Origin of the sequence: Billgrantia endophytica, from assembly GCF_002879615.1 — a bacterium.
Lineage (GTDB): Bacteria > Pseudomonadota > Gammaproteobacteria > Pseudomonadales > Halomonadaceae > Halomonas > Halomonas endophytica.
The window spans coordinates 49,122-74,111 of record NZ_PNRF01000036.1 but is presented as its reverse complement, the minus strand read 5'-3'; the positions used below and the strand labels follow the sequence as shown (position 1 = coordinate 74,111).

At 61.3% G+C, this 24,990-nt stretch carries 21 protein-coding genes and 3 pseudogenes; 14 read left to right on the top strand and 10 right to left on the bottom strand.

The genetic code is table 11. The features are described from left to right. Positions 1 to 180: hypothetical protein (locus C1H69_RS23915; RefSeq protein ID WP_205738534.1), on the top strand; the 180-nt coding region annotated here is incomplete at its 5' end. A gap of 200 nt (positions 181 to 380) precedes the next feature. Then, the gene (locus C1H69_RS17425) at positions 381 to 992 is read left to right on the top strand and encodes a superoxide dismutase (RefSeq protein WP_102654647.1); all 612 of its coding nucleotides are present in this window, start codon (positions 381 to 383) and stop codon (positions 990 to 992) included. A 122-nt stretch (positions 993 to 1,114) separates the two neighbouring features. Here C1H69_RS17425 and C1H69_RS17420 read toward each other — a convergent pair whose 3' ends face one another. Further along, the gene (locus C1H69_RS17420) at positions 1,115 to 2,047 is read right to left on the bottom strand and encodes a LysR family transcriptional regulator (protein WP_102654646.1); all 933 of its coding nucleotides are present in this window, start codon (positions 2,045 to 2,047) and stop codon (positions 1,115 to 1,117) included. Positions 2,048 to 2,103: 56 nt separating this feature from the next. Beyond that, on the bottom strand, positions 2,104 to 2,958 hold the full coding sequence (locus C1H69_RS17415) for an aldo/keto reductase (protein WP_102654645.1): 855 nt from the start codon (positions 2,956 to 2,958) through the stop codon (positions 2,104 to 2,106). Between the two features lie 330 nt (positions 2,959 to 3,288). On the opposite strand from C1H69_RS17415, the gene C1H69_RS17410 reads away from it, so the two are divergent. Further along, positions 3,289 to 4,251, top strand: a complete 963-nt coding sequence (locus C1H69_RS17410) for an aromatic alcohol reductase (protein WP_102654644.1) — start codon at positions 3,289 to 3,291, stop codon at positions 4,249 to 4,251. A gap of 159 nt (positions 4,252 to 4,410) precedes the next feature. Further along, a complete protein-coding gene (locus tag C1H69_RS23910; protein ID WP_240609988.1) occupies positions 4,411 to 4,569 on the top strand; it encodes an ATP-binding cassette domain-containing protein in 159 nt (52 codons plus the stop codon). 70 nt (positions 4,570 to 4,639) lie between these two features. Here the strand turns inward: C1H69_RS23910 and C1H69_RS17405 are convergent, their stop codons facing one another. Both C1H69_RS17405 and C1H69_RS24640 read right to left on the bottom strand, forming a co-directional pair. Next, positions 4,640 to 5,884, bottom strand: coding sequence for an MFS transporter (locus tag C1H69_RS17405; protein ID WP_102654643.1), 1,245 nt, complete (start codon positions 5,882 to 5,884; stop codon positions 4,640 to 4,642). Positions 5,885 to 6,274: 390 nt separating this feature from the next. After that, a pseudogene (locus C1H69_RS24640) lies at positions 6,275 to 6,383 on the bottom strand (ATP-binding protein); the annotation flags it as partial. Positions 6,384 to 6,446: 63 nt separating this feature from the next. On the opposite strand from C1H69_RS24640, the pseudogene C1H69_RS24245 reads away from it, so the two are divergent. Further along, positions 6,447 to 6,608: pseudogene (locus tag C1H69_RS24245) on the top strand (HigA family addiction module antitoxin); the annotation flags it as partial. Positions 6,609 to 6,643: 35 nt separating this feature from the next. Here the strand turns inward: C1H69_RS24245 and C1H69_RS17390 are convergent. From C1H69_RS17390 to C1H69_RS17380, 3 genes are all read right to left on the bottom strand, one after another. After that, a complete protein-coding gene (locus C1H69_RS17390) occupies positions 6,644 to 7,060 on the bottom strand; it encodes a helix-turn-helix domain-containing protein (RefSeq protein ID WP_133154993.1) in 417 nt (138 codons plus the stop codon). A gap of 3 nt (positions 7,061 to 7,063) precedes the next feature. Continuing rightward, the gene (locus C1H69_RS17385; protein ID WP_102654641.1) at positions 7,064 to 7,351 is read right to left on the bottom strand and encodes a type II toxin-antitoxin system HigB family toxin; all 288 of its coding nucleotides are present in this window, start codon (positions 7,349 to 7,351) and stop codon (positions 7,064 to 7,066) included. Between the two features lie 321 nt (positions 7,352 to 7,672). After that, complete coding sequence (locus C1H69_RS17380) at positions 7,673 to 8,440, bottom strand: ABC transporter ATP-binding protein (RefSeq protein WP_102654640.1); 768 nt, start codon at positions 8,438 to 8,440, stop codon at positions 7,673 to 7,675. Between the two features lie 233 nt (positions 8,441 to 8,673). Here C1H69_RS17380 and C1H69_RS17375 point away from each other — a divergent pair. The 3 genes and pseudogenes from C1H69_RS17375 to C1H69_RS17365 all read left to right on the top strand — a co-directional run bounded on the left by C1H69_RS17375 (position 8,674) and on the right by C1H69_RS17365 (position 12,915). After that, positions 8,674 to 10,711: pseudogene (locus C1H69_RS17375) on the top strand (iron ABC transporter permease). Between the two features lie 44 nt (positions 10,712 to 10,755). Then, the gene (locus C1H69_RS17370) at positions 10,756 to 11,130 is read left to right on the top strand and encodes a hypothetical protein (protein WP_240609987.1); all 375 of its coding nucleotides are present in this window, start codon (positions 10,756 to 10,758) and stop codon (positions 11,128 to 11,130) included. A 114-nt stretch (positions 11,131 to 11,244) separates the two neighbouring features. Then, a complete protein-coding gene (locus C1H69_RS17365; protein ID WP_102654655.1) occupies positions 11,245 to 12,915 on the top strand; it encodes a multidrug ABC transporter permease/ATP-binding protein in 1,671 nt (556 codons plus the stop codon). Between the two features lie 45 nt (positions 12,916 to 12,960). Here C1H69_RS17365 and C1H69_RS17360 read toward each other — a convergent pair whose 3' ends face one another. Beyond that, positions 12,961 to 13,830 carry an ABC transporter substrate-binding protein gene (locus C1H69_RS17360; RefSeq protein ID WP_102654639.1) on the bottom strand — a complete coding sequence of 290 codons (870 nt, stop codon included), beginning with the start codon at positions 13,828 to 13,830 and terminating at the stop codon, positions 12,961 to 12,963. 152 nt (positions 13,831 to 13,982) lie between these two features. Between C1H69_RS17360 and C1H69_RS17355 the strand changes: the two genes are divergently transcribed. Further along, positions 13,983 to 16,055 carry a TonB-dependent siderophore receptor gene (locus tag C1H69_RS17355; protein WP_422666908.1) on the top strand — a complete coding sequence of 691 codons (2,073 nt, stop codon included), beginning with the start codon at positions 13,983 to 13,985 and terminating at the stop codon, positions 16,053 to 16,055. An 83-nt stretch (positions 16,056 to 16,138) separates the two neighbouring features. On the opposite strand, the gene C1H69_RS17350 is transcribed toward C1H69_RS17355, so the two are convergent. Together C1H69_RS17350 and C1H69_RS17345 are read right to left on the bottom strand one after the other, a co-directional pair. Beyond that, complete coding sequence (locus C1H69_RS17350; RefSeq protein WP_102654638.1) at positions 16,139 to 18,241, bottom strand: TonB-dependent siderophore receptor; 2,103 nt, start codon at positions 18,239 to 18,241, stop codon at positions 16,139 to 16,141. Positions 18,242 to 18,342: 101 nt separating this feature from the next. Continuing rightward, positions 18,343 to 19,281, bottom strand: coding sequence for a helix-turn-helix transcriptional regulator (locus C1H69_RS17345; RefSeq protein ID WP_102654637.1), 939 nt, complete (start codon positions 19,279 to 19,281; stop codon positions 18,343 to 18,345). A 138-nt stretch (positions 19,282 to 19,419) separates the two neighbouring features. On the opposite strand from C1H69_RS17345, the gene ubiM reads away from it, so the two are divergent. The 5 genes from ubiM (at position 19,420) to nrdF (ending at position 24,935) form a co-directional block, all read left to right on the top strand. Beyond that, positions 19,420 to 20,631 carry a 5-demethoxyubiquinol-8 5-hydroxylase UbiM gene (gene ubiM / locus C1H69_RS17340; protein ID WP_205738532.1) on the top strand — a complete coding sequence of 404 codons (1,212 nt, stop codon included), beginning with the start codon at positions 19,420 to 19,422 and terminating at the stop codon, positions 20,629 to 20,631. 229 nt (positions 20,632 to 20,860) lie between these two features. Next, positions 20,861 to 21,100, top strand: coding sequence for a glutaredoxin-like protein NrdH (nrdH, locus tag C1H69_RS17335; protein ID WP_102654636.1), 240 nt, complete (start codon positions 20,861 to 20,863; stop codon positions 21,098 to 21,100). Positions 21,101 to 21,115: 15 nt separating this feature from the next. Then, positions 21,116 to 21,595, top strand: a complete 480-nt coding sequence (gene nrdI / locus C1H69_RS17330; protein WP_102654635.1) for a class Ib ribonucleoside-diphosphate reductase assembly flavoprotein NrdI — start codon at positions 21,116 to 21,118, stop codon at positions 21,593 to 21,595. Then, the gene (gene nrdE / locus C1H69_RS17325; protein ID WP_102654652.1) at positions 21,577 to 23,745 is read left to right on the top strand and encodes a class 1b ribonucleoside-diphosphate reductase subunit alpha; all 2,169 of its coding nucleotides are present in this window, start codon (positions 21,577 to 21,579) and stop codon (positions 23,743 to 23,745) included. The genes nrdI and nrdE overlap by 19 nt, the downstream gene beginning before the upstream one ends. A gap of 197 nt (positions 23,746 to 23,942) precedes the next feature. Beyond that, on the top strand, positions 23,943 to 24,935 hold the full coding sequence (nrdF, locus tag C1H69_RS17320; protein WP_240609986.1) for a class 1b ribonucleoside-diphosphate reductase subunit beta: 993 nt from the start codon (positions 23,943 to 23,945) through the stop codon (positions 24,933 to 24,935). Positions 24,936 to 24,990: the final 55 nt, after the last annotated feature.

Sequence of the window (24,990 nt, the reverse complement as noted above, 5' to 3'; positions counted from 1 at the left end):
GATCTTCCAGGTAGCGCTCTCGACAGTCAGCGGCCTGGTGGGCGACCTGTTCGAGCTCCTGCCGGAGCTGGAGCAGAAGCTCTAAAGAAGATCGGGATCTTCCAGGTAGCGCTCTCGACAGTCAGCGGCCTGGTGGGCGACCTGTTCGAGCTCCTTCCGGAGCTGGAAAGCAGGCTGTAACGCTTCCATCATGGCTCTCGAAGAAGCCGGCTCCCTCGGGAGAGCCGGCTTCTCTCGTTTCATGGCGTGCCGGTTCCTTCGTTGCGGCTATACAAAACAGCAACAATTGCCATTAGCGGCAGGGGCAAGGCTTTGCCATGCTGGATGGATGAGGTAACCGGGGCAGAAGCCCCATTCTGATTCATCATGGAGGAGCTACCATGCCGCATACACTACCCGATCTTCCTTATGGTCATGATGCGCTGGAGCCGCACATCGACGCCATGACCATGGAGATTCACCACTCACGGCACCACAAGACATATGTCGACAAGCTCAATGGTGCTCTCGAGGGTACGGGGCTGGAAGAGATGCCGGTGGATGAACTGATGGCCAATATCGACAGGGTGCCGGAGGCGAAGCGACAGGCAGTCATCAACAACGGAGGTGGTCACTCCAACCACTCCAAGTTCTGGCAGATGATGTCACCCGACGGGGGCGGCAAACCACAGGGCAAGGTGGCGCAGGCCATCGACAGCGAGCTGGGCGGTTTCGATGCCTTCAAGGAGGCGTTGACCGAGGCGGCCCTGGGTCGCTTCGGTAGCGGCTGGGCCTGGCTGAGCGTGACACCGGAAAAGAAACTGGTCGTCGAGAATACCCTCAACCAGGACAGTCCACTGATGCATGGCAACACGCCCATCCTCGGCCTGGATGTCTGGGAACACGCCTATTATCTGAAGTACCAGAACAAGCGGCCCGATTACGTCGAGGCCTTCTTCAACGTGATCAACTGGGAGGAGGTGGAGCGGCGTTATCAGGACGCGCTCTCCTGATGGTGTGATGGGGTAGATGAGTGCCTGTGATCATCGCCGCGGCCGAATGGCTGCGGTGATGTCGTTTGAGGCGAAGGGACTCAGCAAGGAGCCAAAACGTCCATAAGGCGTATGTCGGCAGTTCATCTGGCGAGCCTGTTGCCGACTTGCCACTGGGGCTCGGTATGTTGCATGAGATCGCTGACCCAATCCACGAACGTCCGCACGGTGGGCGACAAGTGACGGCTCTGTGGATACATGACTGATATAGGCACTGTTGGCGCTTGGCTGTGGTCTAGTACTCGCTGTAACTGGCCACTGTGTAGGTGCGGCAGCACCATGTAATTTGCCGCACGTATCAGGCCCAAGCCTTCCAAGCCACAAGCGATATAGGCGTCGGTGTCGTTGACGATCAGGCTCTCGGTCATCCGTACGACTTGCTCTTCGTTGTTGACCACGAAGCGCCAGTCCATGGAGCGGCCCTGGTGCCCGGGTAGAAAGCCGACAGCATGATGGTGCTTCAAATCTTCCAATGAATGGGGCTCGCCATGTTCTCTGAGGTACTCAGGTGATGCGCATGTCACCCATTCGAAGCTAGCAATACGACGCGCCACCAGAGTAGGAGAATCGCGAGGTACTCTGGCACGAATGACGCAATCGATACCCTCCGGAACCAGTTCCACGGTCCGATCGCTCAAGGTCAGGGTTAATTCCACATCGGGGTAGCGGGCCTGAAATGTCTTGATGGCAGGCAGTACGAATAGCCGGGCCAACGAGGCAGTCATGCCGACTCGTAGCTTGCCTTTGATCCGGCCAGCGTTACCGCGAAAGCCTGCCTCGACGGATTCCAGCTCGGCCAGAAGACGACGGCAGTGATCGTAGTAAAGGCTGCCATCCGGGGTCAGATTCAAATGCCGCGTGGTACGCTGGAGTAGTTTCACGCCAAGGTGATTTTCCAGTTCCTTAATGACGCGAGTGACAGTCGAGGGGGGAATGGCCAGATTCTCCGCGGCTTTACTGAAGCCGTGCATCTCAACCACTCGGGCGAATACCTGCATGGCTTGAAGTCGATCCATGTATCGTGCTCCCTGGCTTCCGATTAGTCATCATAGCGCGCGCTGGGTTCGTTTGGTCAAAAATCGGCCGTCTCCGGATCTGGCCCTAGACGGCCATCACGACGATCCAGCCCGGCCAGCATCCTCACCTCGCTCGGCGCCAGCGCGAAGTCGAATAGCTGAAAGTTTTCCACGATGCGTTCAGGTCGTACGGATTTCGAGATAGTGGCCAGGCCACTGTCGAGGTGCCAGCGCAGGATAATCTGAGCGGGAGTCTTTCCATACCGTTCGGAAAGCTCAAGAACCCGGGGAGCCTGCAGCGGCGATGAGTTCGGATCCGGGCTCTGCCACCACAAACCCAGTGGGCTCCAGGACTGGGTCACAATGCCCTGTTCGTGGTGAAATTCTCTCAGTGCCTTCTGCTGGAAATAAGGGTGTAGTTCAATTTGATTGAGCACCGGCTTCACCCCCGTTTTCCCAATCAAGCGCTGCAGTTGACCAATGGAGAAGTTACAGACGCCGATGGTACCAACTCGGCCCTCGTCACGCAGGCGGATCATTGCCTGCCATGTTTCCACGTAGGCATCACGAGTTCGTGAAGGCCAGTGCATCAGATACATGTCGATCCATTCGAGGCCGAGTCGTCGCTGGCTAGCATCGAAGGCATGTAGGGTTTGAGTATAACCGTGATGCGTATTCCATACCTTCGTGGTCACGAATATCTCTTCGCGCGCTACCCCGCTGTCACGGATTCCTTCGCCGACCCCTTCTTCGTTGTAATAAGCTTCTGCCGTGTCAATCAGGCGGTAGCCGGTCCGCAAGGCGCGACTGACCAGTTCGGCACTCGTTGCCATCGGTACTTGCCACAAACCGTAGCCCAAGGCAGGGATCCGTGAGTCATCGTGCAGTTTCAGGGAATAGGTTGTTGACATGGGTCAGCTCCATAATAAAAAGGCTAGCAACAGGATAGTCGATCACGTAGCTGCTTTTAATTCCATTTAAAGGAAAAAGCATTTCCAAAAAAACAATAAATAGGTGATGGCGTTGTTTCTCCTTGCAGAATTGTGTTTTTCACCAACGGCTATTAACAATTCATACACCAGCATGTAGCCTGCATGTGAGCCGATTCGGGTGACAGCCATTCGATTGTTTTATTCGGTTTTACAGAAAGTCAGCGGTAACAACTGGGTGCGGGAAGAATGATCCATTCTTTCCGAAGCCTTGAATTACAAAGCCATCTCAATTAACCTAAGGTTATATGCATGTTCATCAATGAAGAATCCAACGTTGAAAAAATCCTTATCCTCGGAGCCGGTCAGCTCGGTATGCAAGTGATCAAAAATATGACCTCTAGGGTCAGTCCTGACACCGTCAACGTCCTTGTAGAACCTGGCTTCACCACATCGCCGGATAAGTACAAGCAGGAAGTGACGGATGAGCTCGGTAGGCTTGGGGTAGAGATATTATCCTTCGACTTGTCCGAAGGCACCGAGGCGAGCCTTGCCGAATTGTTCGCAGGGTTTCATACGGTCATCTGCTGTACGGGGTTCGTGGCAGGAGCCGGCACACAGATGAAGATTACGCATGCGGTTCTAGCGGCTGGAGTCAACAGATATTTTCCCTGGCAGTTCGGGGTCGATTACGACATCGTTGGAAAAGAGAGTGGCCAACCTGTATTTGACGAGCAATATGAGGTCAGAAATCTACTGCGCTCGCAGGAAGCAACCGAATGGGTGATCGTCTCGACAGGAATGTTCACGAGCTTCCTGTTCGAACCTGGCTTCGGTGTCGTTGACCTTGAAGCCAATACCGTCCGAGCACTTGGAAGCTGGGATACGCGTGTCACCGTCACGACGCCCGAGGATATTGGTCGGCTGACGACCGAGATATACCTTGAAGTACCTCGCATCGCCAACGAAGTAGTCTTCGTGGCAGGAGATACACTCTCATATGGCCAGCTGGCCACGGTAATGGAAGAGGTAACAGGAAGGCCCGTCAAGCGTGTTGAATTACCCCTTGAAGAGCTTAAAAACCAACTCTCATTTTCTCCGGATGATGTCATGCTTCGCTACCGCACGGCATTTGCTCTCGGTGCAGGCATGTGGTGGGAAAAATCAAAAACCTATAATCATGAAAAAGGTATTGAGACTGTCGATGTCAAAGCATGGCTCTATCGCCACTTGCGCGATAAACGCGCTGATGATTATTTTGGCTCCCTTGTATAAAGTATAATCGTTACCTGAAGTCCGAGCAATGTCTTTGGGTCGGCGGGTTGCGAGATCCTTGTCATTCCAGGCAAGTGTTTTTGATTCAATGGTAATGGCTACTGCAATATTAGCTCCTTAATATCAGCTCCTTTACGATCTTCCCTTTCGAGCTTCAGGTTGCTTCTGGCGTTCGGGCCCGGCGAGATCGTTTTCCTCGTGGGGGGCAATGGCAGCGGCAAGACCACCCTGGCCAAGCTGCATCTGCAGCATAAGGTGCGGGTCGAGAAGGGGGCCTTTTCCACCCAGGCGCTTTCCCAGGGCCAGCGGAGGTGGTGACTTCAGCAGCCAAATGATGCTGCTGCCAACACTCTCCTTGACATCTAAACGCGCTGCTACTGATGCCCCATCATGTGCCTGCCCTACGCACGGCGGTTCGTGTTGCCGGGCGGTAAAGGAGCAAGCCCGCGGCGGCGACAGCCGCGAACGATGCCCCTGCGATGAAGGTGGCCGGGGCGCCGAACAGGCTCCACAACGCTCCGGCAATGATGCTTGCCAGCAGCAGCGCGCCCCCGCTCACCAGGTTGAATATGCCGAAGGCGGTGCCGCGAAGCTCGGCGGGTGCGGCATCGGCAACAAGCTTCGAGAGCAACCCCTGGGTAAGGGCCATGTGCAGGCCCCAGCATGCCGCGCCAAGGAATACCGCCCACGATGACAGCGCCATGGCCAGTACGATGTCGGCGACAATCAGTGCCCCCAGCCCCAACAGTAGAAGTGCTCGCGCCGAAAGCCGGTCGGCCGCAATCCCCGCCGGGTAGGCGAATCCGGCGTAGATGACATTCATGGTGATCATGATCGCGGGCACGTAGGCAATGGCGAGCCCGACATCCTGGGCGCGGAGAATCAGGAACGCTTCGCTGAAACGCGCCAGGATGAAGACCGCCCCTAGTGCAACCACCAGCCAGAAACGCAGCGGCAGGCGTGTGGCGTGTGCCAGTGTCAGGCGCTTTTTGGAGCCAATGGGATGCTCTGGAGGGGCCGGTTCGTGCACCGTGAACGTCAGCAGCATCGCGATGAGCGCCGGCACCACCGCCACCCACAGTACGAGTTTGATGTCGCCGGCGAGCCAGAGCATGAACAGCACCGCCAGTAGTGGACCAAGAAAAGCGCCGGCGGAATCCAGGGACTGGCGCAGGCCGTAAGCCGCACCCCAGAGCCGCGGGGGCACGATATCGGCCACCAGTGCATCACGCGGTGCGCCGCGGATACCCTTGCCGATGCGGTCGACGAAACGCGCCCCGAATACCCACTCGACCGTCGGTGCGAGCGGGAAAACCGGTTTGGTAAGTGCACTCAGTGAGTAACCGAGCACGACAAGAAACTTGCGCCTGCGAAAGAAATCACTGATCGCCCCTGAAAATACCTTGGTGACTGCGGCGGTCGCTGCGGAAACGCCTTCGATGACACCGATCGTCAGCATGGATGCGCCAAGTACGGTGGTCATGAATATCGGCAGCAGGCTATGGACCAGCTCGGACGAAATATCCATGAACATCGACACCACCCCAAGTACCCAGATGCTTCTCGGCAGGGTGCGATGGACGCTCCTCGCGGAAGCCGGCGGCTGGGGGATATCGGGTCGTGGTGGAGCCATGTGGGGTGTTCTCCCGGGGCGTACTGGTACAGCATCCTCTGGCGCTTCCGTTACCCTGCGCGTGCTTTTTGCATGGCATGTTATAGCAATAAGAATCATTCGTATATTGTGCAGTGGTCTATGCGACTCGATTGGTTTGGTGTAGCGCGTCAATCTGGATGAGAAGCCAGCGACAATCAGGGTGAGAAGCCAGCGACAATCAGGGTGAGAACCGAGGTGTTGCGGCCCCTTCGCTGTTACCCTTCCTTGCTTGATGCACAGGTGGCGTCATTCGCGTCTGTGTCGCTGGGCGACACGGCGTGACTCGTCTTGAGTGTCGCGCGCGTTGCCGGTCGCCCACGTGAGCCTTGTTGTCCATCGCGGTGCGGCGACGATAGCTGTCGACGTTGAGCTCGAAGAGGGTTGCATGGTGGACCAGGCGGTCGACCGCCGCCAACGTCATGGCGGGATCGGGGAAGATCTTGCCCCACTCGCCGAACGGCTGCTGCGCCTGGAGAACGGCAAGCTGTTGGCTGCCGAGCCGGCGGCAGGAGCGGAGGTGGTGTAATCAGCGCACCCCGGTGCCGTATTGCGCGAGTATATTGGCGATGTCTCTGTTTCCGAGGCCGCCCAGCGGCTCGGTGTGACGCGTACCGCGCTTTCTCGGATTCTGAACGGCAATGCCGGGGTTTCTGCCGATATGGCGTTGAGGCTCGAGCAGGCGCTGGGTACCAGCGCTAAGATGTGGTTGGAGATGTCGCTCAAATGCTGCATAGGCGGTCAGCCAGCCGCGCGCCCCTTGAATGCATCGGTCGGCACACCGAATCGCTCGGACAGCCCACAGATCTGGCGCCAGTTCAGGGAGCGTTTACCCGCCAGGATGGCAGACACGACGGGTTGAGCCCCAACTTCGGGTAAGTTGCTTTGGGTGACACCATGTTCTTCCATGAGATAGCGGAGCACATCGACGCTGGAGGCGTCCGGCATGGGGCGATGCTCCTCGTCATAGGCTTCGATGATGTCACCGAGGCGCGCGGCCAACCCTGCCAGTGGGTGATTCTCGTCGTCACCTGCCATGTCGAGCAGTTCGTCCAGGGCCTCGACCTTGGCGTCGTACTCCGCTTCACTTTCAGGCTCGGTGAGCAGGGGCGCGATGTACGCCCAGTGCATTGTCGCTTGATCAAGAATGGCGTTCATGGGTCAGTCCTTCCATTTACCTTTGTCGTACTCGCTATGCTCGAGAATATCTCGGATGTAGACCCGCCTGGCACGGTAATGGACGACCGCGATCAACCTGATCTTGTTACCGCCGATATCGAAGACATGGTGGCGTCCTACTTTGTCGGTTGCTGGGAAGATGCTCTTCATCGCGGCGAAGTCCTTGGGCTCACTGGCCTTTATGAGTCGATACCAGGTGTCTAACGCGGTAGCGGTCTGTGGCCACTTCTCTTTGGCTTCCCAGATGCGCTTCTGCGTGATGATGTGCATGAGCCCTTCCTTGTTCTGATAGGGAACAGTGTATACCAATCTGCTATATATAGCAATTTGATATGCGAAGGCCTTGGTGAGCCGGCCTGGCTGGCCTGCCGCGCCTGGTGCTGGTAGTGGCCTACCTCGAAGACCGCCCTTTCCTGGTTTTCGACGAGTAGGCGGCGGATCAGGATCCGCTGTTCAAGGAGGTGTTCTACCTCGAGCCTCCGCGAGTGAAGCACCGGTGCCTTCGGTGGTCTCGTAGCCGACGAGCTGATGGGCAACTGGCGACTCGCCTTCAAGACGAAGGCGAGTCTCATTCTGTGGCTGGTTGCTTAGTCACCACGCCACAGCAATACGATGTTCGCCGTTGGGGTGGGGCATGACCTGCATGGGCAGGCCGTAGATGGCCTCAAGGGTGGCGTCGGTCATCATCTCCTTGGCGGGGCCGTGGGCCAGCACTCGACCGCTGTGCAGTGCAAGAAGCTTGTCGCAGTAGCGTGAGGCCATGTTGATGTCGTGTAGCACGATGATCACGCACAGCTTCAGTTCGTTGCACAGCTTGCGGATCAGCGCCAGCACTTCCATTTGATGGGAGATATCCAGCGCGGCCAGCGGCTCGTCGAGCAGCAGGAAGCGGCTCTGCTGGGCCAGCAGCATGGCCAGCCATACCCGCTGGCGCTCGCCGCCGGAGAGGGTATCCACCAGGCGGTCGGCGAAGGCTTCGGTATGGCTGAGTTCGATGGCCCGCTCGACGGCGGCCTTGTCCTCGGGCGTATGGCGGCCCAGCAGGCCGTGCCAGGGGTAGCGGCCGAAGCCGATCAACTCGCGCCCGATAAGATTTTCGGCACTGGGCAGGTGCTGGGGCAGATAGGCGACCCGGCGAGCGAACTCGCGTTGGCCCCAGTCACCCAGGGGACGCTCGTCGAGCATGATCTCCCCCTGGCTGACGGGCTGCTGCTGAGCGAGTAGCTTGACCAATGTCGATTTACCCGAGCCGTTGTGGCCGATCAAACCGTAGATCTTGCCCTCTTCGAAACGGTGCTCCACAGGGTGGAGCAGACAGGTGCCATTGACCTCGAAGGTAGCGCCCTTGACCTCGAACATGAGAATTCCTTGCACAGGGAATCGATCTCTCTAGGGTAAACGAGAATCGTTGGCTTTATCTACCGCACCCGGCGAGCTCAGAGCGAAGAATTCTTGTAATGCTAATTTCATCAATAATCATTTTCATTTAAAATGCTCCCGCTGGTACGTCATCACGGCAAAAGGGCAGGCGGCATGACCGACGACAGGATGCCACTGGGCATGGCAATGCAAGGGCCGAGGGAGAGGCGGGCATGAGGGGGCAGGCAATGCGCTCAGGCATGCCGGCGCTGACCTGCTGGCTGCTGAGCCTGCCGCTGGTGGTGCTGTTCTGGCTCGGCCTGGAATCTCAGGGTGGGTTGGCGCTGGGCTTCAAGGCACTGTTGTCACCGTCGTTCGAGGATATCGACCAGCTGCTGTTGCACTATGCATGGTGGCCAAGGCTCGCCATTGCGCTGCTGGCCGGCGGGGGCCTGGCACTGGCCGGGGTGTTGATGCAGCAGGTGCTGCGTAACCCCTTGGCATCGCCGACTACGCTGGGGGTCTCGGCAGGCGCCAACCTGGCGCTGATGACGGCGACCCTGCTGGCGCCTGGGCTATTGGCGATTGGCCGCGAGTGGGTGGCGCTGGCCGGTGGCGGCTTGGCGGTGGGGCTGGTGTTCATGCTGGCCTGGCGGCGGGGGTTGGCACCCATCGTGGTGGTGCTGGCGGGGCTGGTGGTCAACCTCTATCTGGGCGCGCTGGCCACGGCGTTGCTGCTGTTCAATCACGAGGCGCTGTCGGGGCTGCTGATCTGGGGGGCCGGGTCGCTGGCCCAGAATGGCTGGGACGGCGTGGCGACCCTCTGGCCGCGGCTGGCCATCGCCGCCGTGGCGGCCTGGTTCTTGCTGCGCCCTCTGGCCGCGGCTGGCCATCGCCGCCGTGGCGGCCTGGTTCTTGCTGCGCCCTCTGGCGGTGCTGGAGTTGGACGATGCCAGCGCCAAGAGCCTGGGTGTATCGCTCGTCTATCTGCGTTTCGCCGGTATGGGGTTGGCGGTCTTCATCACCGGCAGCATCGTCAGTGTGGTGGGCATCATCGGCTTCATTGGCTTGGCGGCGCCCAATATCGTACGCATGGCCGGGGCGCGGCGTCTCGGCCAGCGCGTGCTGTGGAGCATGCTGCTGGGCGCGGTGCTGTTGGCCACCACTGACCTGCTATTGCAGAACGTCACCGGCGTGCTGCCGATGCTGATTCCCACCGGCGCGGTGACCGGTGCCTTGGGAGCGCCGCTGTTGATGTGGCTGATCCCGCGCTTGAAGCTGCAGGGCAATCGGGCACCCCAGCCGGCTGCCGTGCTGGCCAACCGGCATCCCGCTCCGGGGCGGTTGGCGACTCGCCTGGCCATCGGCCTGCTGCTGGCCACCGGGTTGGGGTTGCTGCTGGGGCAGGGGGTGAATGGCTGGTACTGGCTGTCGCCGGATAACTGGAGCGTCATGCAGTGGCGGATGCCCAGGGTGGTGGCAGCGGCGGCCAGTGGCTTGATGCTGGCCGTGGCCGGCACGCTGCTGCAGCGGCTCTCCGCCAACCCCATGGCAAGCCCGGAAGTGTTGGGGATCAGCGGTGGCTGTGCCATCGCCTTGATCCTGGGGATCTTCCTGCTACCGGCGCCGACCAGCGGCATGCTGGTGGGCGTCGGCACCCTGGGAGCCTTTGCCACCCTGCTGATTCTGGTGGCGCTCAACCGTCGCAGCGGATTCGTGCCCGAGCGCCTGCTGCTCACCGGGGTGGCGGTGAGTGCGCTGTTCGATGCGGTGCGCAGCGTGATGCTGGCCGGGGGCGACCCGCGTGGGCAGCAGGTGATCGCCAGGTTGGCGGGGTCCACCTATTACGTCGATCTCACCAGTGCCCTGGTGGTGGGCACTCTGGCCGCGCTGCTGACGCTGTGCACGCTACCGCTTACCCGTTGGCTGGACATCCTGCCGTTGGGTGCTCCCACCACGCTGGCGCTGGGGGTCGCCCTCAATCGGGCCCGCCTGGTGTTGCTGCTGCTGGTGGCCCTGCTGACGGCGTGTGCCACCCTGGTGGTGGGGCCGCTCTCCTTCGTCGGGCTGCTGGCGCCGCATATGGCCCGGTTGCTGGGGCTGACCAGGGCTCGTCAGCACCTGCTGGGCGCGGCACTGGTGGGCATGTTGTTGATGGTGCTGGCCGACTGGGTTGGCCGCCAGATGATCTTCCCCTACGAAATTCCCGCTGGCCTGGTCGCCTCGCTGATCGGTGGTGCCTACTTCATGTGGGGGTTGCGGAGGTTGTGATGGGCAGTGTGGCGGAGGTTTCGTTGTCTAGACAGGAGGTGCGTATGACGGAAGCAGCGGAGGTTGCCACTCGCCTGGACGATCCGGCCGAGGCGCTGCTGGCGCTCTATCGTCAGCCGCCTCTGGACAACCTCAAGGCCCCGGGCTTCGGCCGTGCGGATGTGGCGACACTGCCGGGCAGTGTGCTGCTCGAGCGTGCCGCGCTCGGCGAGCTGATGGCGCGCTATACGGCCAGCTTTGGCGAGGGGGCCGACCGCAAGGCGGCGGCGTCGATCTGGTCGAAGTATTTTTTCAGCCTGGTGTCGATCCCCACGCTGGTGGCCAATTTGCTGTTGGGCCGAGAGCTGCCGGTGCGGCCGGAGCAGTTGCGCCTCGAGCTGGGTGGCGAGGCTCCCAGCCGGGTGCGGCGTCTGTGTTGAATCAAGTATCGCCTGCCCAATGAGGCGCTGTGTGGCGGTTGCCCGTTGAAGCCAGAGAATCGTCCGGCCAAGCGTCGCCGCTTGGGCGTTCACCTTTGCAAGGAGCCAAGCTCAATGGAGCTGTTCGGAATCGTATGGCGTGATTACCGCTGGTCCTTCGTCGGCGTGATCGCGCTCAGCCTGGTGAGTGCCGGCCTGGGCATTGGTGCGATCGCCTTCATCAACCAGCGGCTACTCGATGCCTTTGCCGATCCCTGGCGAGTATTGCCTCTGTTTCTCGGCTTGATCCTGCTGTTGCTGGTGGTGACCCTGGCCTCGCAATTGGCCTTGACCACGCTGGGGCATTACTTCGTCTACCGACTGCGCGGGCAGTTGATCAAGCGCATCATGGACACCGATATCGAGCGCGTCGAGCAGATCGGCAGTGCGCGCCTGCTTGCCAGCCTGTCCACCGATGTGCGCTATATCACGGTGGCCTTCGTGCGCTTGCCGGAGTTGGTGCAGGGTGGGGTGCTGACGCTGGGGGCCACGCTCTACCTGGGTTGGCTGTCGCCTGCGATTCTAGGGGTGACGGCGCTGTGGGTCGCGGCCACCGTCGTGGTTTGCATGCGCATGGTGATCTGGGTCTACCAGCATATGGCCAAGCTCCGCGAGGTCGAGGATCGGCTCTATGCGGATTATCAATCGGTCATCGAGGGGCGCAAGGAGCTGGCGCTCAACCGCGACCGGGCCGAGTGGCTCTATCGCGACGTCTACACGCCCAATGCCGATGCCTATCGTCACCATATCGTGCGCGGAGACACCTGCCATCTCAGTGCAATCAATTGGTTCAATATCATGATGCTGGGCGCCATCGGCGTGGTGTTCTTCCTGGCCAACGGGTTGGGGTGGGCCTCGGCCCAGGTGGCGATCACCTTCTCGCTCACGTTGCTATTCCTTCGGGCACCGTTGATCCAGGCAGTGGGGGCCGTGCCGACGCTGATCAACGCGCGCGTGGCCTTCGACAAGCTGAACACGCTGGTGCTGGCGGACTATCGAGACGCGTTCGATAGCGGCTCGAGGCGTCATGCCTGGCAGGAGATCGCCCTGGAGGGGGTGTCCTACCGCTACCCCGATGAGGAGGCGCGGCCGGGCTTTGCGGTAGGGCCCCTCGACCTGACCCTGCGGCGGGGCGAGGTGGTATTCCTGATTGGCGGCAACGGCAGTGGCAAGTCGACGCTGGCACGGCTACTGACCGGGCTCTATCAGCCCCAGGCGGGGAGCATCCGGGTCGATGGCAGGCCGTTGCAGGAGGCGGACTGGACGACGTATCGCCAGCACTTCTCCGCCATCTATACCGACTTTCATCTCTTCGATCGGTTGATCGGTCCCGCTGGAGAGTCGCCGGATGCCGCCTTGGTGGATGAGTGGCTCACCGAACTGGAGATGCAGCATAAGCTGGACTTCGACGGCGATCGTGTGACCAACGTCAACCTCTCCCAGGGGCAGCGCAAGCGTCTGGCGATGTTGTTGGCGGTCGCCGAGCAGCGCGATCTCGTGCTGCTCGATGAGTGGGCGGCCGATCAGGATCCCCAGTTCCGGCGGATCTTCTATCGCCAGTTACTGCCGCGCCTGAGGGCACTGGGCAAGACACTGGTGGTGATCAGCCACGACGATCACTACTTCGATCAGGCCGACCGCCTGCTGGAGTTGCGCGGAGGGCTGCTTCATGAGCTGATCGGCGACGAGCGCAAGGCCGCCAGCCGCGATGCGGTGGCGCGGGTAGGGCGCCAGGCGCCCGCATGACACCGACTCCCCGACCGTGAGGCTTCACATGCCGTTCAGAGATTATCAAGCATCGGGCCGTACCAGCGCGTCCACCAGAAGCTCGGCGAAGCGCTGTGCCGATGGCAGGGCGCCGAAACTCCATACCGGTGGCAGGGTGATCAAGCTGCCATCGCGGACGCTGGGGTGATGCTGCCAAAGAGCGCTTTTGGCCAGCTTGGCCTCGATGCCGGTCGGGTAGGGTTCCACCACCACCAGGCGTGCCTCCAGTTCGAGCAGTGCCTCCAGACCGGCCAGCGAGAACCCCCAAGAGTTGGTTTCCCCCTGCCAGGCGTTCTCCAGGTCCAGGCGATCCATGACGGCCTGAAACAGGCCGTGTTCACCGAAGACCCGCACATGGCGTTCGTCCATGAACTGGATGACCAGCAGGGGGGGCGCTTCTTCCGGCAGCGCTTGGCGCAGCGCCTCGAAGTGCGCCTCGGTGGAGGCAATCAGCGCTTCGGCTTCATCCTGGCGACCGTTCGCCATGCCAAGCTCCCGGGTCAGGATGAGGATCTGCTCCCAGGTGTCGTCTCCCGGCGTATAGAGCGCCATGCTGTCGACGGTGCCGATGCGGCTCAGTCGAGGCGCCAAATGGGTGAACATGGGCGTGAGCAGAATGCGCTCCGGGGCCATGCGGGCCAGCAGCTCGACATTCGGCTGGGTGCGCAGGCCAATGTCGGTTACCCGGCTCGGCAGTCTCGGCTCGCCGACCCAGCTGTGATAATCACTGACTTGGGCAACCCCATCGGGCGGTTCACCCAAGGCGACCAGTGTCTCGGCCAGGGTCCAGTCGAGCGTGGCCAGGCTGTCGCCGACCGCTGTCGGGCTGGCTGCCATCCATAGCGAGCCGAGAGTCAGGCCGAGACGCCGGAAGGGGGGGAGCCGTACTGGCATGCAGAAAGTTCTTTCCTTGGATCTATGTCTATGCCATTAAATGCTAATGGTTTGCATTATATTTATCAAGCGGATTAATATGTCATATGATGTAAATTACCATCCGATACTGACTCCCACTCTGCTATAGCCCCTTTTAGAGGTCGCACACCATGTCCCACGCTTGCCCTCCTTCTCAGCCGAACGCACTGGCGCAGGCGGTACGCCTCGCACTTGGCCTTACGATAGGGGGCGTGCTGCTCGGCATGACGCCACAGGCGTTGGCTGAAGAGGAGACGCTCGAGACGGACACTCTCGTGGTGGTCGGCACGGCGCTGAAGGTGGCCTCGCCGCTGGTCGAGACGCCGCGCCCCGTTTCCCTGGTCGATAGGGAGGAGCTCGAGACACGCAACGTGCAGCAGCTCGACGAGACTTTCCGTTACCGTGCCGGCGTGCTTTCCGGCCATTACGGATCGGACAACGACACCGACTGGCTTCAGGTACGTGGCTTCAATCACTCCACCTATCAGGATGGCTTGCGTATCTACCGCGAGGGCTTCTACCAGTGGCTGCCCGAGCCCTATGGCATGGAACGTGTCGAGGTTTTCAAGGGTCCCTCGTCGATCCTTTACGGCGAGGCACCGCCCGGAGGGTTGGTCAATGTCGTCAGCAAGCGTCCTACCCGTGAGCGGCAAGGGAGGGTCGACCTGCAGCTCGGAAATCGCGATCATCGCCAGATCGGCGTCGACAGTTCGGGGCCGCTTACCGACTCCGGTGACGTGCGCTATCGGCTGGTCGGTACCTGGAAGGAGCGCGACGGTGATCTCGATCACACGAGCAACGAGCGTTACTACTTCGCTCCCGGCCTGGCGGTGGACTTGAGCGAGGACACCACCGTGACGCTACTGGCCAGCCTGCAAAAGGATGATGGCGTACCCGTCAATCCCTTCAAGCCGCCCTATGGTACCGTTCAGGACACTCCCCACGGCAGGATCGATCGCCAGACCAACCTCAGCCAACCCGACTACGATACGAATGAACGTACCCAGTGGGCACTGGGCTACGAGCTGGAGCATTGGTTCAACGACGCTTGGCGCTTTGAGCAGAACCTGCGCTACAGTGAACTGGACTTGCTGCTGCGCAGCAGCTATGTGCTGGGGATGCAGGGGCCGCGCGAGGCAGGGCAGGGCCATATCCATCGCGATGGTACTATCAATAGCTGGACGATCGACAACCGCACGATCGGCATCTGGTCCGGCGACGGCTACGAGAATACGCTGCTGTTTGGCGTCGACTATCAGGATCTCAAGCTGAACGGCCATGAAGCCGATAGTTTTGCCTTCGGTACCATCGATGTCTTCGATCCCGTATACGGTAATTTCACGCCCATCGATCAAAATCAGCGTGTCGAGCGTCATATCGGCAAGCAGCAAACCGGGGTCTATCTACAGAATCAACTGCGCTTGGCTGACCGTTGGGTACTGCTGGGTGGAGTGCGCTATGACCAGGCGGAAACCGAGAACGCCGACCGTACTACCGGGGTGACGGAGCGGTCAGATGACAATCATCTCTCCTGGAGTGGCGGCGTGATGTATCTGGGTGGGCATGGCGTTAATCCCTATCTGAGTTACACGGAGTCCTTCGATCCTCTGGGACGCGTGGACGATACCGGCGAGCTTTATGAGCCTCGCGAGGGAGAACAGTGGGAGCTGGGCGTGAAGATCGCCCCGCCGCAATGGGACGGCTATGTGACAGCGGCCATCTTCGACCTCAAGGAGAGTAACGGCCTCGTGACCTCGCCGGGTGGTTTCCAAGTGCAAGAGGGAGAACAGCGCTCGCAAGGTTTCGAACTGGAGGGGCGTGTCCAGTTGAGTGATGAATTGCGCCTCACTGCCGCCTATACCTACACCGATGCGCGTACCGAAGGTGACCAACGCAAGGATCTCATTCCGCGCCACCAAGCCTCCACATGGGTCGATTACGCTTTCACTCCGGGCACCCTCGATGGCTTGCAACTGGGAGGCGGCATTCGTCACGTTGGCTCCAGCGTAGGGGGAGACCTCGAGGTGTCCGATTATACCTTGGTCGATGCCATGGTCGCCTACGACTTCGACGACAACTGGCGGGCACAGCTCAACGTCAACAACCTGACGGATGAAACCTATGTCGCCTCCTGCGAGGCCGACTTCTGGTGCTACTACGGTGAATCACGCAGCGTGATCGGCAGCCTCAGCTATCGCTGGTAAGATCGCCTTTGTGGCTCATGTTACTAATGATGAACGCCCGGCCTGGAGCCGGGCGTTTGCGTTGCGGCAAGCACGCTGGAGATTTAGAAAGCGTAGCTCAGCGTGCCGAGCACGCCGCGCTCGGCGCCGAAGTAGCAGAACTCGAGCGAATTGCACGAGGCGACGTACTCCTCGTCGGTGAGGTTGGTGACGTTGAGGCGCGCGCTCATGCCGTCGAGGCCGAGACGGCCGAGATCATAGCCCAGGGTGGCGTCGACCAGGGTGTACGCCGACACCTCGGCGCTGTTGGCGCGATCGGCCTGGATATCGGCGTAGTGGCGTAGCCCGAGCCCGGCATCGAGCCCGGCCAGCGTACCGTTCTGGAAGGCGTAATGACCCCACAGGCTGGCCTGGTGGCGCGGCGCGTAGACGGCGCGGTTGCCCTGGTTGCCCTCGTCGTCACGCTTGTAGGTGATGTCGGTATAGCTGTAGGCCGCCTGCAGTCTCAGGCTGTCGGTCAGGTGGGTGTACGCCTCGAGCTCAAGCCCCCTGGATTCGATCTCGCCCACGGCCCGATAGGGGTCGGTGGGCTGTTCCTTGGTGCCCACGTTCTCCTGGTTGATCTGGAACAGCGAGACGCTGTAGCGATCCCGGGTTCCCGCCGGCTGATACTTCAGGCCGGTCTCGATCTGCCTGCCTTCCATCGGCGGGAGCAGGTCGCCCTCGGCATCGACGAAGCTGGTCGGCGTGAACGCGGTGGAGTAGCTGAGGTAGGGCGCGACACCGTTGTCGAACAGGTAGAGCAGGCCGGCGCGCCCGCTGAACTGGGTGTCGTCGAGTTCGCTGGCATCGCCCGTGTCCAGGTCGGTATTGGTGATAGCGACCCAGTCGTAGCGTCCGCCGAGCGTCAACCGCCAGTTGCCCAGGGCCATCTGGTCCTGCAGGTAGACGCCGGTCTGCCGGAGTTCGTGGTCCTCGTGCACGGTGGCGTACATGTCGATTGGCCCGGCACCGTACTGCGGGTCGAAGGCATCGATGGTGGGGAACAGGCCGGAGGGCCAGGCCACGCGGTTGTCGCGGCGCTGATAGTCGGCGCCGACCAGCACGGTATGGTCGATGAAACCGGTGGACAGGCTGGCCTCGAGCTGGTTGTCGAGGGTCCAGGCCTCGAGTGACTCGTCGGCACCCGAGTAGTAGCGGGTCAGTTCGCTGTCGCTGCCGGGTGCCCAGCCGTAGGCATAGACCTGATTCAGCACCACGTCGGAATTGAGATAGTTCAGCCGCTGACGCCCCGTCCAGGCCTCGCTGAAGCGATGCTCCAGCTCGTAGCCCAGCATGCGCTGGGTGCGTTCGTAGCGGTCGTACTCGTCCTCGCCTTCGAAGAAATCGTTGGATATGCGCCGGCCGTTGCGGTCCACCACGGTGCCTTCATAGGGTAGCCCGGCATGATAGCCACCTTCCGGATCCTGCTGCAGGTAGGCCTTGAGCGTCAGGCTGGTGGCATCGTTGATGTCCCAGGTCAGCGAAGGGGCAATGGCGTAACGTTCTTCCTCGACGGGGCCGAACTGGGTGTCGGCGGCGCTGGCCAGGCCAACGAGTCGGTAGGCGACGCGCTGTTGCTCGCCCAGCGGACCGGTCAGGTCGAAGGCGACGCTGCGCTGGGCGTTGTTGCCCGCGGAGAGGCGCAGCTCGCCGCCTTGCTGGAACTGCGGACGCTTGCTGGTGAGCGCGACGACGCCGCCTGGTGAAGCCTGGCCATAGAGTACCGACGCCGGTCCGCGCACCACCTCGATGCTGTCGAGAAACCAGGGGTCGACGGTCATCGAGCTGTGCGAGTTGGTATCCCCCATCAGCTTGAGGCCATCGAGGAAGGTATTGCTCAGGCTGCCGTCGGAGAAGCCGCGCAGCACCAGGTAGTCGAAACGGTTGGAGGCGCCGATCTGGTTGGTGAAGACGCCCGGGCTATAATCCAGGGCGCGCTGAACCGTCCGTGCACCGCGGCTCTCCCACTCTTCACGCTCGATGGTGGAAGTCGATTGCGGCGTTTCGACGAACGGCGTCTCGGTCTTGGTCGCGGCCTGCCCGGTAATGGTCAGGCCCTCCAGGGTTTCGGCCTGTGTCTCCACAGGCTGTTGAGCCTGAGCATGGATTGTGACGAGGGCGGATACAAGCGAGATGCTCAGTGCCAGTGGGCGGGGTGTCGGCATGACGGTTCCTCTGCGGAATGATATCTCATCGGTAATGAGAATTATTCCTTCGCTGGGCGTTGCCGTCCTCTGCCGCCTGCTCAGCTTTCTCTGCGCGGCGCTCAGTCTGCGCGGCGCAGAGAACTTGGTGGGCAGCCGTAGCGCTGGCGGAAGGCCGTGGTGAAGTTGTTGGCATGCCGATAGCCGGCGCACTGGGCGGCGCGTTCGATACCGTGACCTTGCAGCAGCAGCTCGCGGGCGCGTTCGAGGCGCCGTTCGCGCAGAAAATCGAAGATGGAGCTGCCGTATGCCGCCTGGAACTTACGGCGCAGGGTGGCGGGGCTCATGGCGGCCAGTTCGGCCAGCGCTGACAGGCGATGCGAGCGTGCCGGACAGCGTTGAAGCTGTTCGCGGACACGCTCCAGGCGCTGCCACTCCCCGGGGGAAAGCCGGGCGGAGGATATGTCCAGCTCTGGTGGCAGGCCATGAGCCAACAGTTGAAGCGCCAGCCCTTCCCATTGCAAGCGCGATGCCATGCCGGCCAGAGGGGAATTCAGGGCCTGGTCCAGCAGTTGCTGCAAGCCGGGGGGCAACGTCCAGGCATGCAGGCTCGAGCCTGGCGGTTGCCGTCTGCCGCCAAGCGCATCGGCCAGGCGTGGCGTGTCCAGCGCCAGGGTCAGGGCGCGTATGCGTTGGTTGGGGAGCTGCATGGCCTGCAGGCCTTCGTGCTCGTCCAGCCGCACGCTCAGCGCCATGCCGGAGGTGAGCGCAAGGCGCTTTTCACCCAGTCCAATCTCCGCATGCCCCTCCAGCATGACGATGATCGACAGCGGGGCAGGGCGGTGCGAACGTGAATCGTAGCGCTGCAATACCTCGATGTCCGAAGCGACCAGCTGCATGCCGGCTGCCGGGGCGAGTTCGAGAATGCGCCCGCGCAGAACGGCCTGCCCAGCCGCTCCAGGGGGCTGCAGGGGAAAGCGGTAGTCGATACCGTAGCGCTCTCCATAGAGGGCAAGATCGCGCGGCGTGTGCTGACGGGCAGGGGCGAGGCTGACGTTCATGCGGTTTTCGGACGCGCTCTCGGTGAAGGACGCTTGCGTGCCACGCTGTGGCAGGAGGGATTTTCGAATAATAGAGATTGATTCGCAATCGTTTTTAGGTAAAGGTCGTCCCAAATTGCCGGTTGTCAGGAGGGAGTCTTGGAAGTAGGCGTGGAGGAGGGCGGAACGCGTGTTCAGGTGGCCATCATCGGTGCCGGGCCGGTGGGGCTGTGCTTCGCCCGGGCATTGGCCATGCACGGCGTGAAGGTGGCGCTGGTGGACAAACAGCCGCGCGAAGCGTTGCGTGAGGCGGCCTTCGATGGCCGCGAGATCGCGCTGTCGCATCCTTCTCAGGCGATTCTTGAACGCCTCGACATATGGCGGCGCATTTCCGCCGAGGAGCGCTCGCCGCTGCGTGACGCTCGCGTGTTCAACGGCGCTTCGCGCTTCGCCATGACCATCGCCAGCGGCCGCCATGAGCGACGCAAGCCCCTCGGGGTGTTGGTGCCCAATCACGCCATTCGCCGGGCTGCCTATCGAGCGGCGGAAGAGTGCGCGAACATCCACTGGTATCAGGCCGCCCTCGAACGCATCGAAAGCGCCGCCGATGGCGTGCGGCTGGCTCTCGACGACGGCAGCCGTATCGAAGCCGAGCTGGCGGTGGCCGCCGACAGCCGATTTTCCCAGACCCGGCGCCACCTGGGCATCGCCGCCGAGATGCGTGACAACGGCAGGACGATGCTGGTGTGTCGCATGCAGCACGACATGCCCAATGATCAGACCGCCTGGGAGTGGTTCGGCCACGGCCAGACCTTGGCCCTGCTGCCGCTGGATACGCACCTCTCCTCGGTGGTGCTGACCCTCCCAGCGCGCGAGATGGATAGTGTGCTGGCGCTGGACGAGGCGGCCTTCGCCACCGAGATGGAGCGGCGCTTCTCGCACCGTCTGGGAGCGATGGAGAAGCGCAGCAAGGCGCATCGCTATCCGTTGGTGAGCGTTTACGCCGAGCGCTTCGTCGCCCATCGTTTCGCCTTGATCGGTGATGCCGCCGTTGGCATGCATCCGGTCACCGCACATGGTTTCAACATCGGGTTGCAGGGACAGCAGCGCCTGGCGGAACGGCTTCTCGCCGCTCGACGCCGGGGGCAGGACATTGCCGCGCCCAATGTGCTGGAGAGCTACCAGCGCGACCACCGTCTGGCGACCCGCCCTCTCTATCTGGCGACTCAGGCCATCGTGTCGCTGTATACCGATGATCGCCTACCGGCGCGGCTCCTGCGTCATGTCGGTTTGAGGGTCGCTGAGCGAGCCGCACCCTTGAAAGGCGCCATTGCCCATCATTTGCTTCAGCGTCACTCACGTCTCCCCTGAGCGCCGGCGTGCATCCAGGGCTGGTTCACGGCTCTTCAACGTGTGCGTGGATGCGGCGCCTTGTCTCGGCCTTTACCATATGTAGATATTTCATTGGCCGACATCACCATATATGGTGTATCTTGCACGAAGCTCTTCGGCTACCTGCCGCTGCGAATGGCAGGGCTCGGAGGGCTTCTTCAGGTGACCATGAGCCATAACGGTCCATCTCTTTAGAGGAATGATAATCATGAAGATTGAGATTTACAGCAAGCCGTCATGCGTGCAGTGCACTGCCACTTACCGTGCCCTGGACAAGCAGGGTATTGCCTATACGGTCATCGATCTCACTGAAGATTCTGCTGCGCGCCAGACCGTGGAAGGGCTCGGGTATCGCCAGTTGCCGGTGGTGGTGGCCGGCGAAGAGCACTGGTCGGGCTTTCGTCCGGACCGGATCCAGGCGCTGGCCGCGCTGGCCGATCCGGCATAACAGGGAGGGCCGCTCATGTTGGCCACCCATCTGCATGAAGCCGATTCGGAAGTCCCATGCAAGGAGGGCGCCGCGAGTGGAGAGATCGTCTATTTCTCCACCAAGTCCGGCAATACCCATCGCTTCGTGGAAAAACTGGGGTTGCCGGCCACACGCATCCCCTTGAGCCGCGATGAGCCGCTGCTGAAGGTGGACGCGCCCTATATTCTGGTGGTGCCCACCTACGGAGGTGGCGGCGTCGAGGGAGCGGTGCCGGGCCAGGTGATCCGCTTTCTCAACGACGAGCACAACCGCAGCCTGATCCGTGGGGTGATCGCCTCCGGCAACACCAACTTCGGCACGGCCTACTGTCTCGGCGGACGCATCGTCGCCGACAAGTGCCGGGTGCCGCTACTGTATCGATTCGAATTGCTTGGTACCGCCGACGACGTGGCCAAGGTCCGCAAGGGAGTGAACACGTTTTGGAAACACGAAGCCTGGAAACGACAAGCGTAGCCGCGCCGTCGCGACATGCCGGAGGCGACTCCGCCGCCCGCGTCCTGGATTACCATGCGCTCAACGCCATGCTCAATCTCTATGGACCCGATGGCGAGCTGCAGCTCGGCCGCGACCGTGAGGCGGCACGCCAGTACTTCCTGCAGCACGTCAACCAGAACACCGTGTTCTTCCATTCGCTGGAGGAGAAACTCGGCTATCTGGTCGAAGAGGGCTACTACGAGACGGAAGTGCTCGAGCAGTACGATGCCGGTTTCATCAAGTCGCTCTTCGAGCAGGCCTATGCCTACAGGTTCCGCTTCCCGAGCTTCCTGGGCGCCTTCAAGTACTACACCAGCTACACGCTGAAGACCTTCGACGGCAAGCGCTATCTGGAGCGCTACGAGGATCGCGTGTGCATGGTGGCCCTGGCCCTGGCCCGCGGCGACGAGACCCTGGCCCGCTCGCTGGTGGACGAGATCGTCAGCGGTCGCTTCCAGCCGGCCACGCCGACCTTCCTCAACTGTGGCAAGCGTCAGCGCGGCGAGCTGGTGTCGTGCTTCCTGCTGCGTATCGAGGACAACATGGAGTCCATCGGCCGGGCGATCAACTCGGCGCTGCAGCTCTCCAAGCGCGGCGGCGGGGTGGCCTTCCTGCTCAGCAACATCCGCGAGTTCGGCGCGCCGATCAAGCGCATCGCGAACCAGTCCTCGGGCATCATCCCGATCATGAAGCTGCTCGAGGACGCCTTCTCCTACGCCAATCAGCTGGGTGCCCGCCAGGGGGCCGGGGCGGTCTATCTCAACGCCCACCATCCGGACATCCTGCGCTTCCTCGACACCAAGCGCGAGAACGCCGACGAGAAGATCCGCATCAAGACGCTGTCGCTCGGCGTGACGATTCCCGACATCACCTTCGAGCTGGCCAAGCGCAACGAGGACATGTACCTGTTCTCGCCCTATGACGTCGAGCGCGTCTACGGCGTGCCGTTCGGCGATATCAGCGTCACCGAGAAGTACCATGAGATGGTCGCCGATGGACGCATCCGCAAGAGCAAGATCAAGGCCCGCGAATTCTTCCAGATCCTGGCCGAGATCCAGTTCGAGTCCGGCTACCCTTACCTGATGTTCGAGGACACGGTGAATCGCGCCAATCCGATCAAGGGCCGCATCAACATGAGCAACCTCTGCTCGGAGATCCTGCAGGTCAATACCCCCACCGAGTATGACGAGGATCTCGGTTACCGGCACATGGGGGAGGATATCTCCTGCAACCTGGGCTCGATGAACATCGCCAAGGTCATGGATGCCGGCGACATCGGCACCAGCGTGGATATCGCCGTGCGTGGTCTGACCGCGGTCTCCGAGATGAGCGACCTGCGCTCGGTGCCGTCCGTCGCCCATGGCAATGCCCGCTCTCACGCCATTGGCCTGGGACAGATGAACCTGCATGGCTACCTGGCGCGGGAGAAAATCTTCTACGGCTCCGACGAGGGGCTGGACTTCACCAATATCTACTTCTATTGCGTGGTCTATCATGCGCTGCGCGCCTCGAACCGCCTGGCCATCGAACGCGGAACGAGCTTCGCCTGGTTCGAGAAGTCCAAGTACGCCAGCGGCGAGTTCTTCGACAAGTACACCGAGCGTGAATGGGCGCCGCGTACCGACAAGGTTCGCGGGCTGTTCGATCGCGCCGGTATCGCCATTCCCGGCCAGGACGACTGGCGCACGCTGAAGGCGTCGGTGATGAGCCAAGGGCTCTACAACCGCAACCTGCAGGCGGTGCCGCCAACCGGCTCGATCTCCTATATCAACCACTCCACCTCGAGCATTCACCCGGTGGCGGCCAAGATCGAGATCCGCAAGGAAGGCAAGCTGGGTCGTGTCTACTATCCGGCGCCCTACCTGAACGACGACAGCATCGAGTACTACCAGGATGCCTACGAGATCGGTGCCGAGAAGATCATCGATACCTATGCGGAAGCCTCTCAGCATGTCGATCAGGGGCTGTCGTTGACGCTGTTCTTTCCCGATACCGCGACGACGCGGGACATCAACCGCGCCCAGATCCATGCCTGGCGCAAGGGCATCAAGACGATCTACTACATTCGCCTGCGCCAGAGCGCCCTGGAAGGCACGGAGGTAGAGGGCTGCGTCTCCTGCAGCCTGTAAGGGGAGAGCACCCGGCTTAATGAGCGAGATGAGTGCCGGGGACAAGACGCAGCGAGGGTCTTTTGCCATGGATGGCAAAAGTAGCGCCCAGGGACGGGCTTACAGCGCCCTCGCGGAGGCTTGTTGCCGGGGTAGCTCATCGCCTGCAGACATGTGGGACGCCCCAGGCCTTGCCCCTTCCAACACGAGATTGAGATATGACTACCGCACAAACGATGCAAGACAAGGCGCCGCGCCTATCACGGGTCGATGCCATCAACTGGAACCGTCTCCAGGACGACAAGGACCTCGAAGTCTGGAACCGGCTGACCAGCAACTTCTGGCTGCCGGAAAAGGTCCCGCTGTCCAACGACATTCCTTCCTGGAATACATTGACGGCCCAGGAGCAGCAGTTGACCATTCGCGTCTTCACCGGCCTGACCCTGCTCGACACCATCCAGAGTAGCGTTGGTGCGCCGGTCTTGATGGAGGATGCGCGCACGCCTCATGAAGAGGCGGTCTATGCCAATATCGCCTTCATGGAAGCGGTGCATGCGCGCTCCTACAGCTCGATCTTTTCGACGCTGTGCGCCACGCGAGACGTGGACGATGCCTTCCGCTGGAGCGAGGAGAACCCGCCGCTGCAGGCAAAGGCCGAGCTGATCCTCGATCGCTATCGTGGCGACGATCCGCTGATGCGCAAGGTCGCCAGCGTGTTCCTGGAGTCATTCCTGTTCTATTCCGGCTTCTATCTGCCGATGTACTGGTCGAGCCACGCCAAGTTGACCAACACCGCCGACCTGATCCGCCTGATCATCCGCGATGAGGCAGTGCACGGCTACTACATCGGCTACAAGTTCCAGCAGGCCCTGGCCGAGGCGTCTTCGGAACGCCAGCAGGCGGTCAAGGACTACGCCTATGAACTGCTGCATGAGCTCTACGACAACGAAGTGAAGTACACCGAGTCACTCTACGATGCGGTGGGGTTGACCGAGGACGTCAAGAAGTTCCTGCATTACAACGCCAACAAGGCGTTGATGAACCTTGGCTTCGAAGCGCTGTTCCCCAGCAGTGTCACCGATGTCGACCCAACGATCATGGCCGCGTTGTCGCCGAGTGCCGATGAGAATCACGATTTCTTCTCGGGTTCCGGCTCTTCCTACGTGATCGGCAAGGCGGTTGCCACCGAAGACGAGGACTGGGCGTTCTGAGGCTTTCCGCCGCTACCGTTCCTGGACATTGGATCGAGAAGCGGTGGCCGCGTCG

Coding starts and splice junctions, on each gene's coding strand:
- C1H69_RS17385 (WP_102654641.1), bottom strand. CDS start 7,351: ATGCACATCATCACGCAGAAGCGCATCTGGGAAGCCAAAGAGAAGTGG.
- nrdF (WP_240609986.1), top strand. CDS start 23,943: ATGACTACCGCACAAACGATGCAAGACAAGGCGCCGCGCCTATCACGG.
- C1H69_RS17425 (WP_102654647.1), top strand. CDS start 381: ATGCCGCATACACTACCCGATCTTCCTTATGGTCATGATGCGCTGGAG.
- nrdH (WP_102654636.1), top strand. CDS start 20,861: ATGAAGATTGAGATTTACAGCAAGCCGTCATGCGTGCAGTGCACTGCC.
- C1H69_RS17350 (WP_102654638.1), bottom strand. CDS start 18,241: ATGCCGACACCCCGCCCACTGGCACTGAGCATCTCGCTTGTATCCGCC.
- C1H69_RS17345 (WP_102654637.1), bottom strand. CDS start 19,281: ATGAACGTCAGCCTCGCCCCTGCCCGTCAGCACACGCCGCGCGATCTT.
- nrdI (WP_102654635.1), top strand. CDS start 21,116: ATGTTGGCCACCCATCTGCATGAAGCCGATTCGGAAGTCCCATGCAAG.
- C1H69_RS17390 (WP_133154993.1), bottom strand. CDS start 7,060: ATGAACGCCATTCTTGATCAAGCGACAATGCACTGGGCGTACATCGCG.
- C1H69_RS17420 (WP_102654646.1), bottom strand. CDS start 2,047: ATGGATCGACTTCAAGCCATGCAGGTATTCGCCCGAGTGGTTGAGATG.
- C1H69_RS17360 (WP_102654639.1), bottom strand. CDS start 13,830: ATGCCAGTACGGCTCCCCCCCTTCCGGCGTCTCGGCCTGACTCTCGGC.
- C1H69_RS17405 (WP_102654643.1), bottom strand. CDS start 5,884: ATGGCTCCACCACGACCCGATATCCCCCAGCCGCCGGCTTCCGCGAGG.
- C1H69_RS17365 (WP_102654655.1), top strand. CDS start 11,245: ATGGAGCTGTTCGGAATCGTATGGCGTGATTACCGCTGGTCCTTCGTC.
- C1H69_RS17355 (WP_422666908.1), top strand. CDS start 13,983: ATGTCCCACGCTTGCCCTCCTTCTCAGCCGAACGCACTGGCGCAGGCG.
- C1H69_RS17415 (WP_102654645.1), bottom strand. CDS start 2,958: ATGTCAACAACCTATTCCCTGAAACTGCACGATGACTCACGGATCCCT.
- C1H69_RS17370 (WP_240609987.1), top strand. CDS start 10,756: ATGACGGAAGCAGCGGAGGTTGCCACTCGCCTGGACGATCCGGCCGAG.
- C1H69_RS17410 (WP_102654644.1), top strand. CDS start 3,289: ATGTTCATCAATGAAGAATCCAACGTTGAAAAAATCCTTATCCTCGGA.
- C1H69_RS17380 (WP_102654640.1), bottom strand. CDS start 8,440: ATGTTCGAGGTCAAGGGCGCTACCTTCGAGGTCAATGGCACCTGTCTG.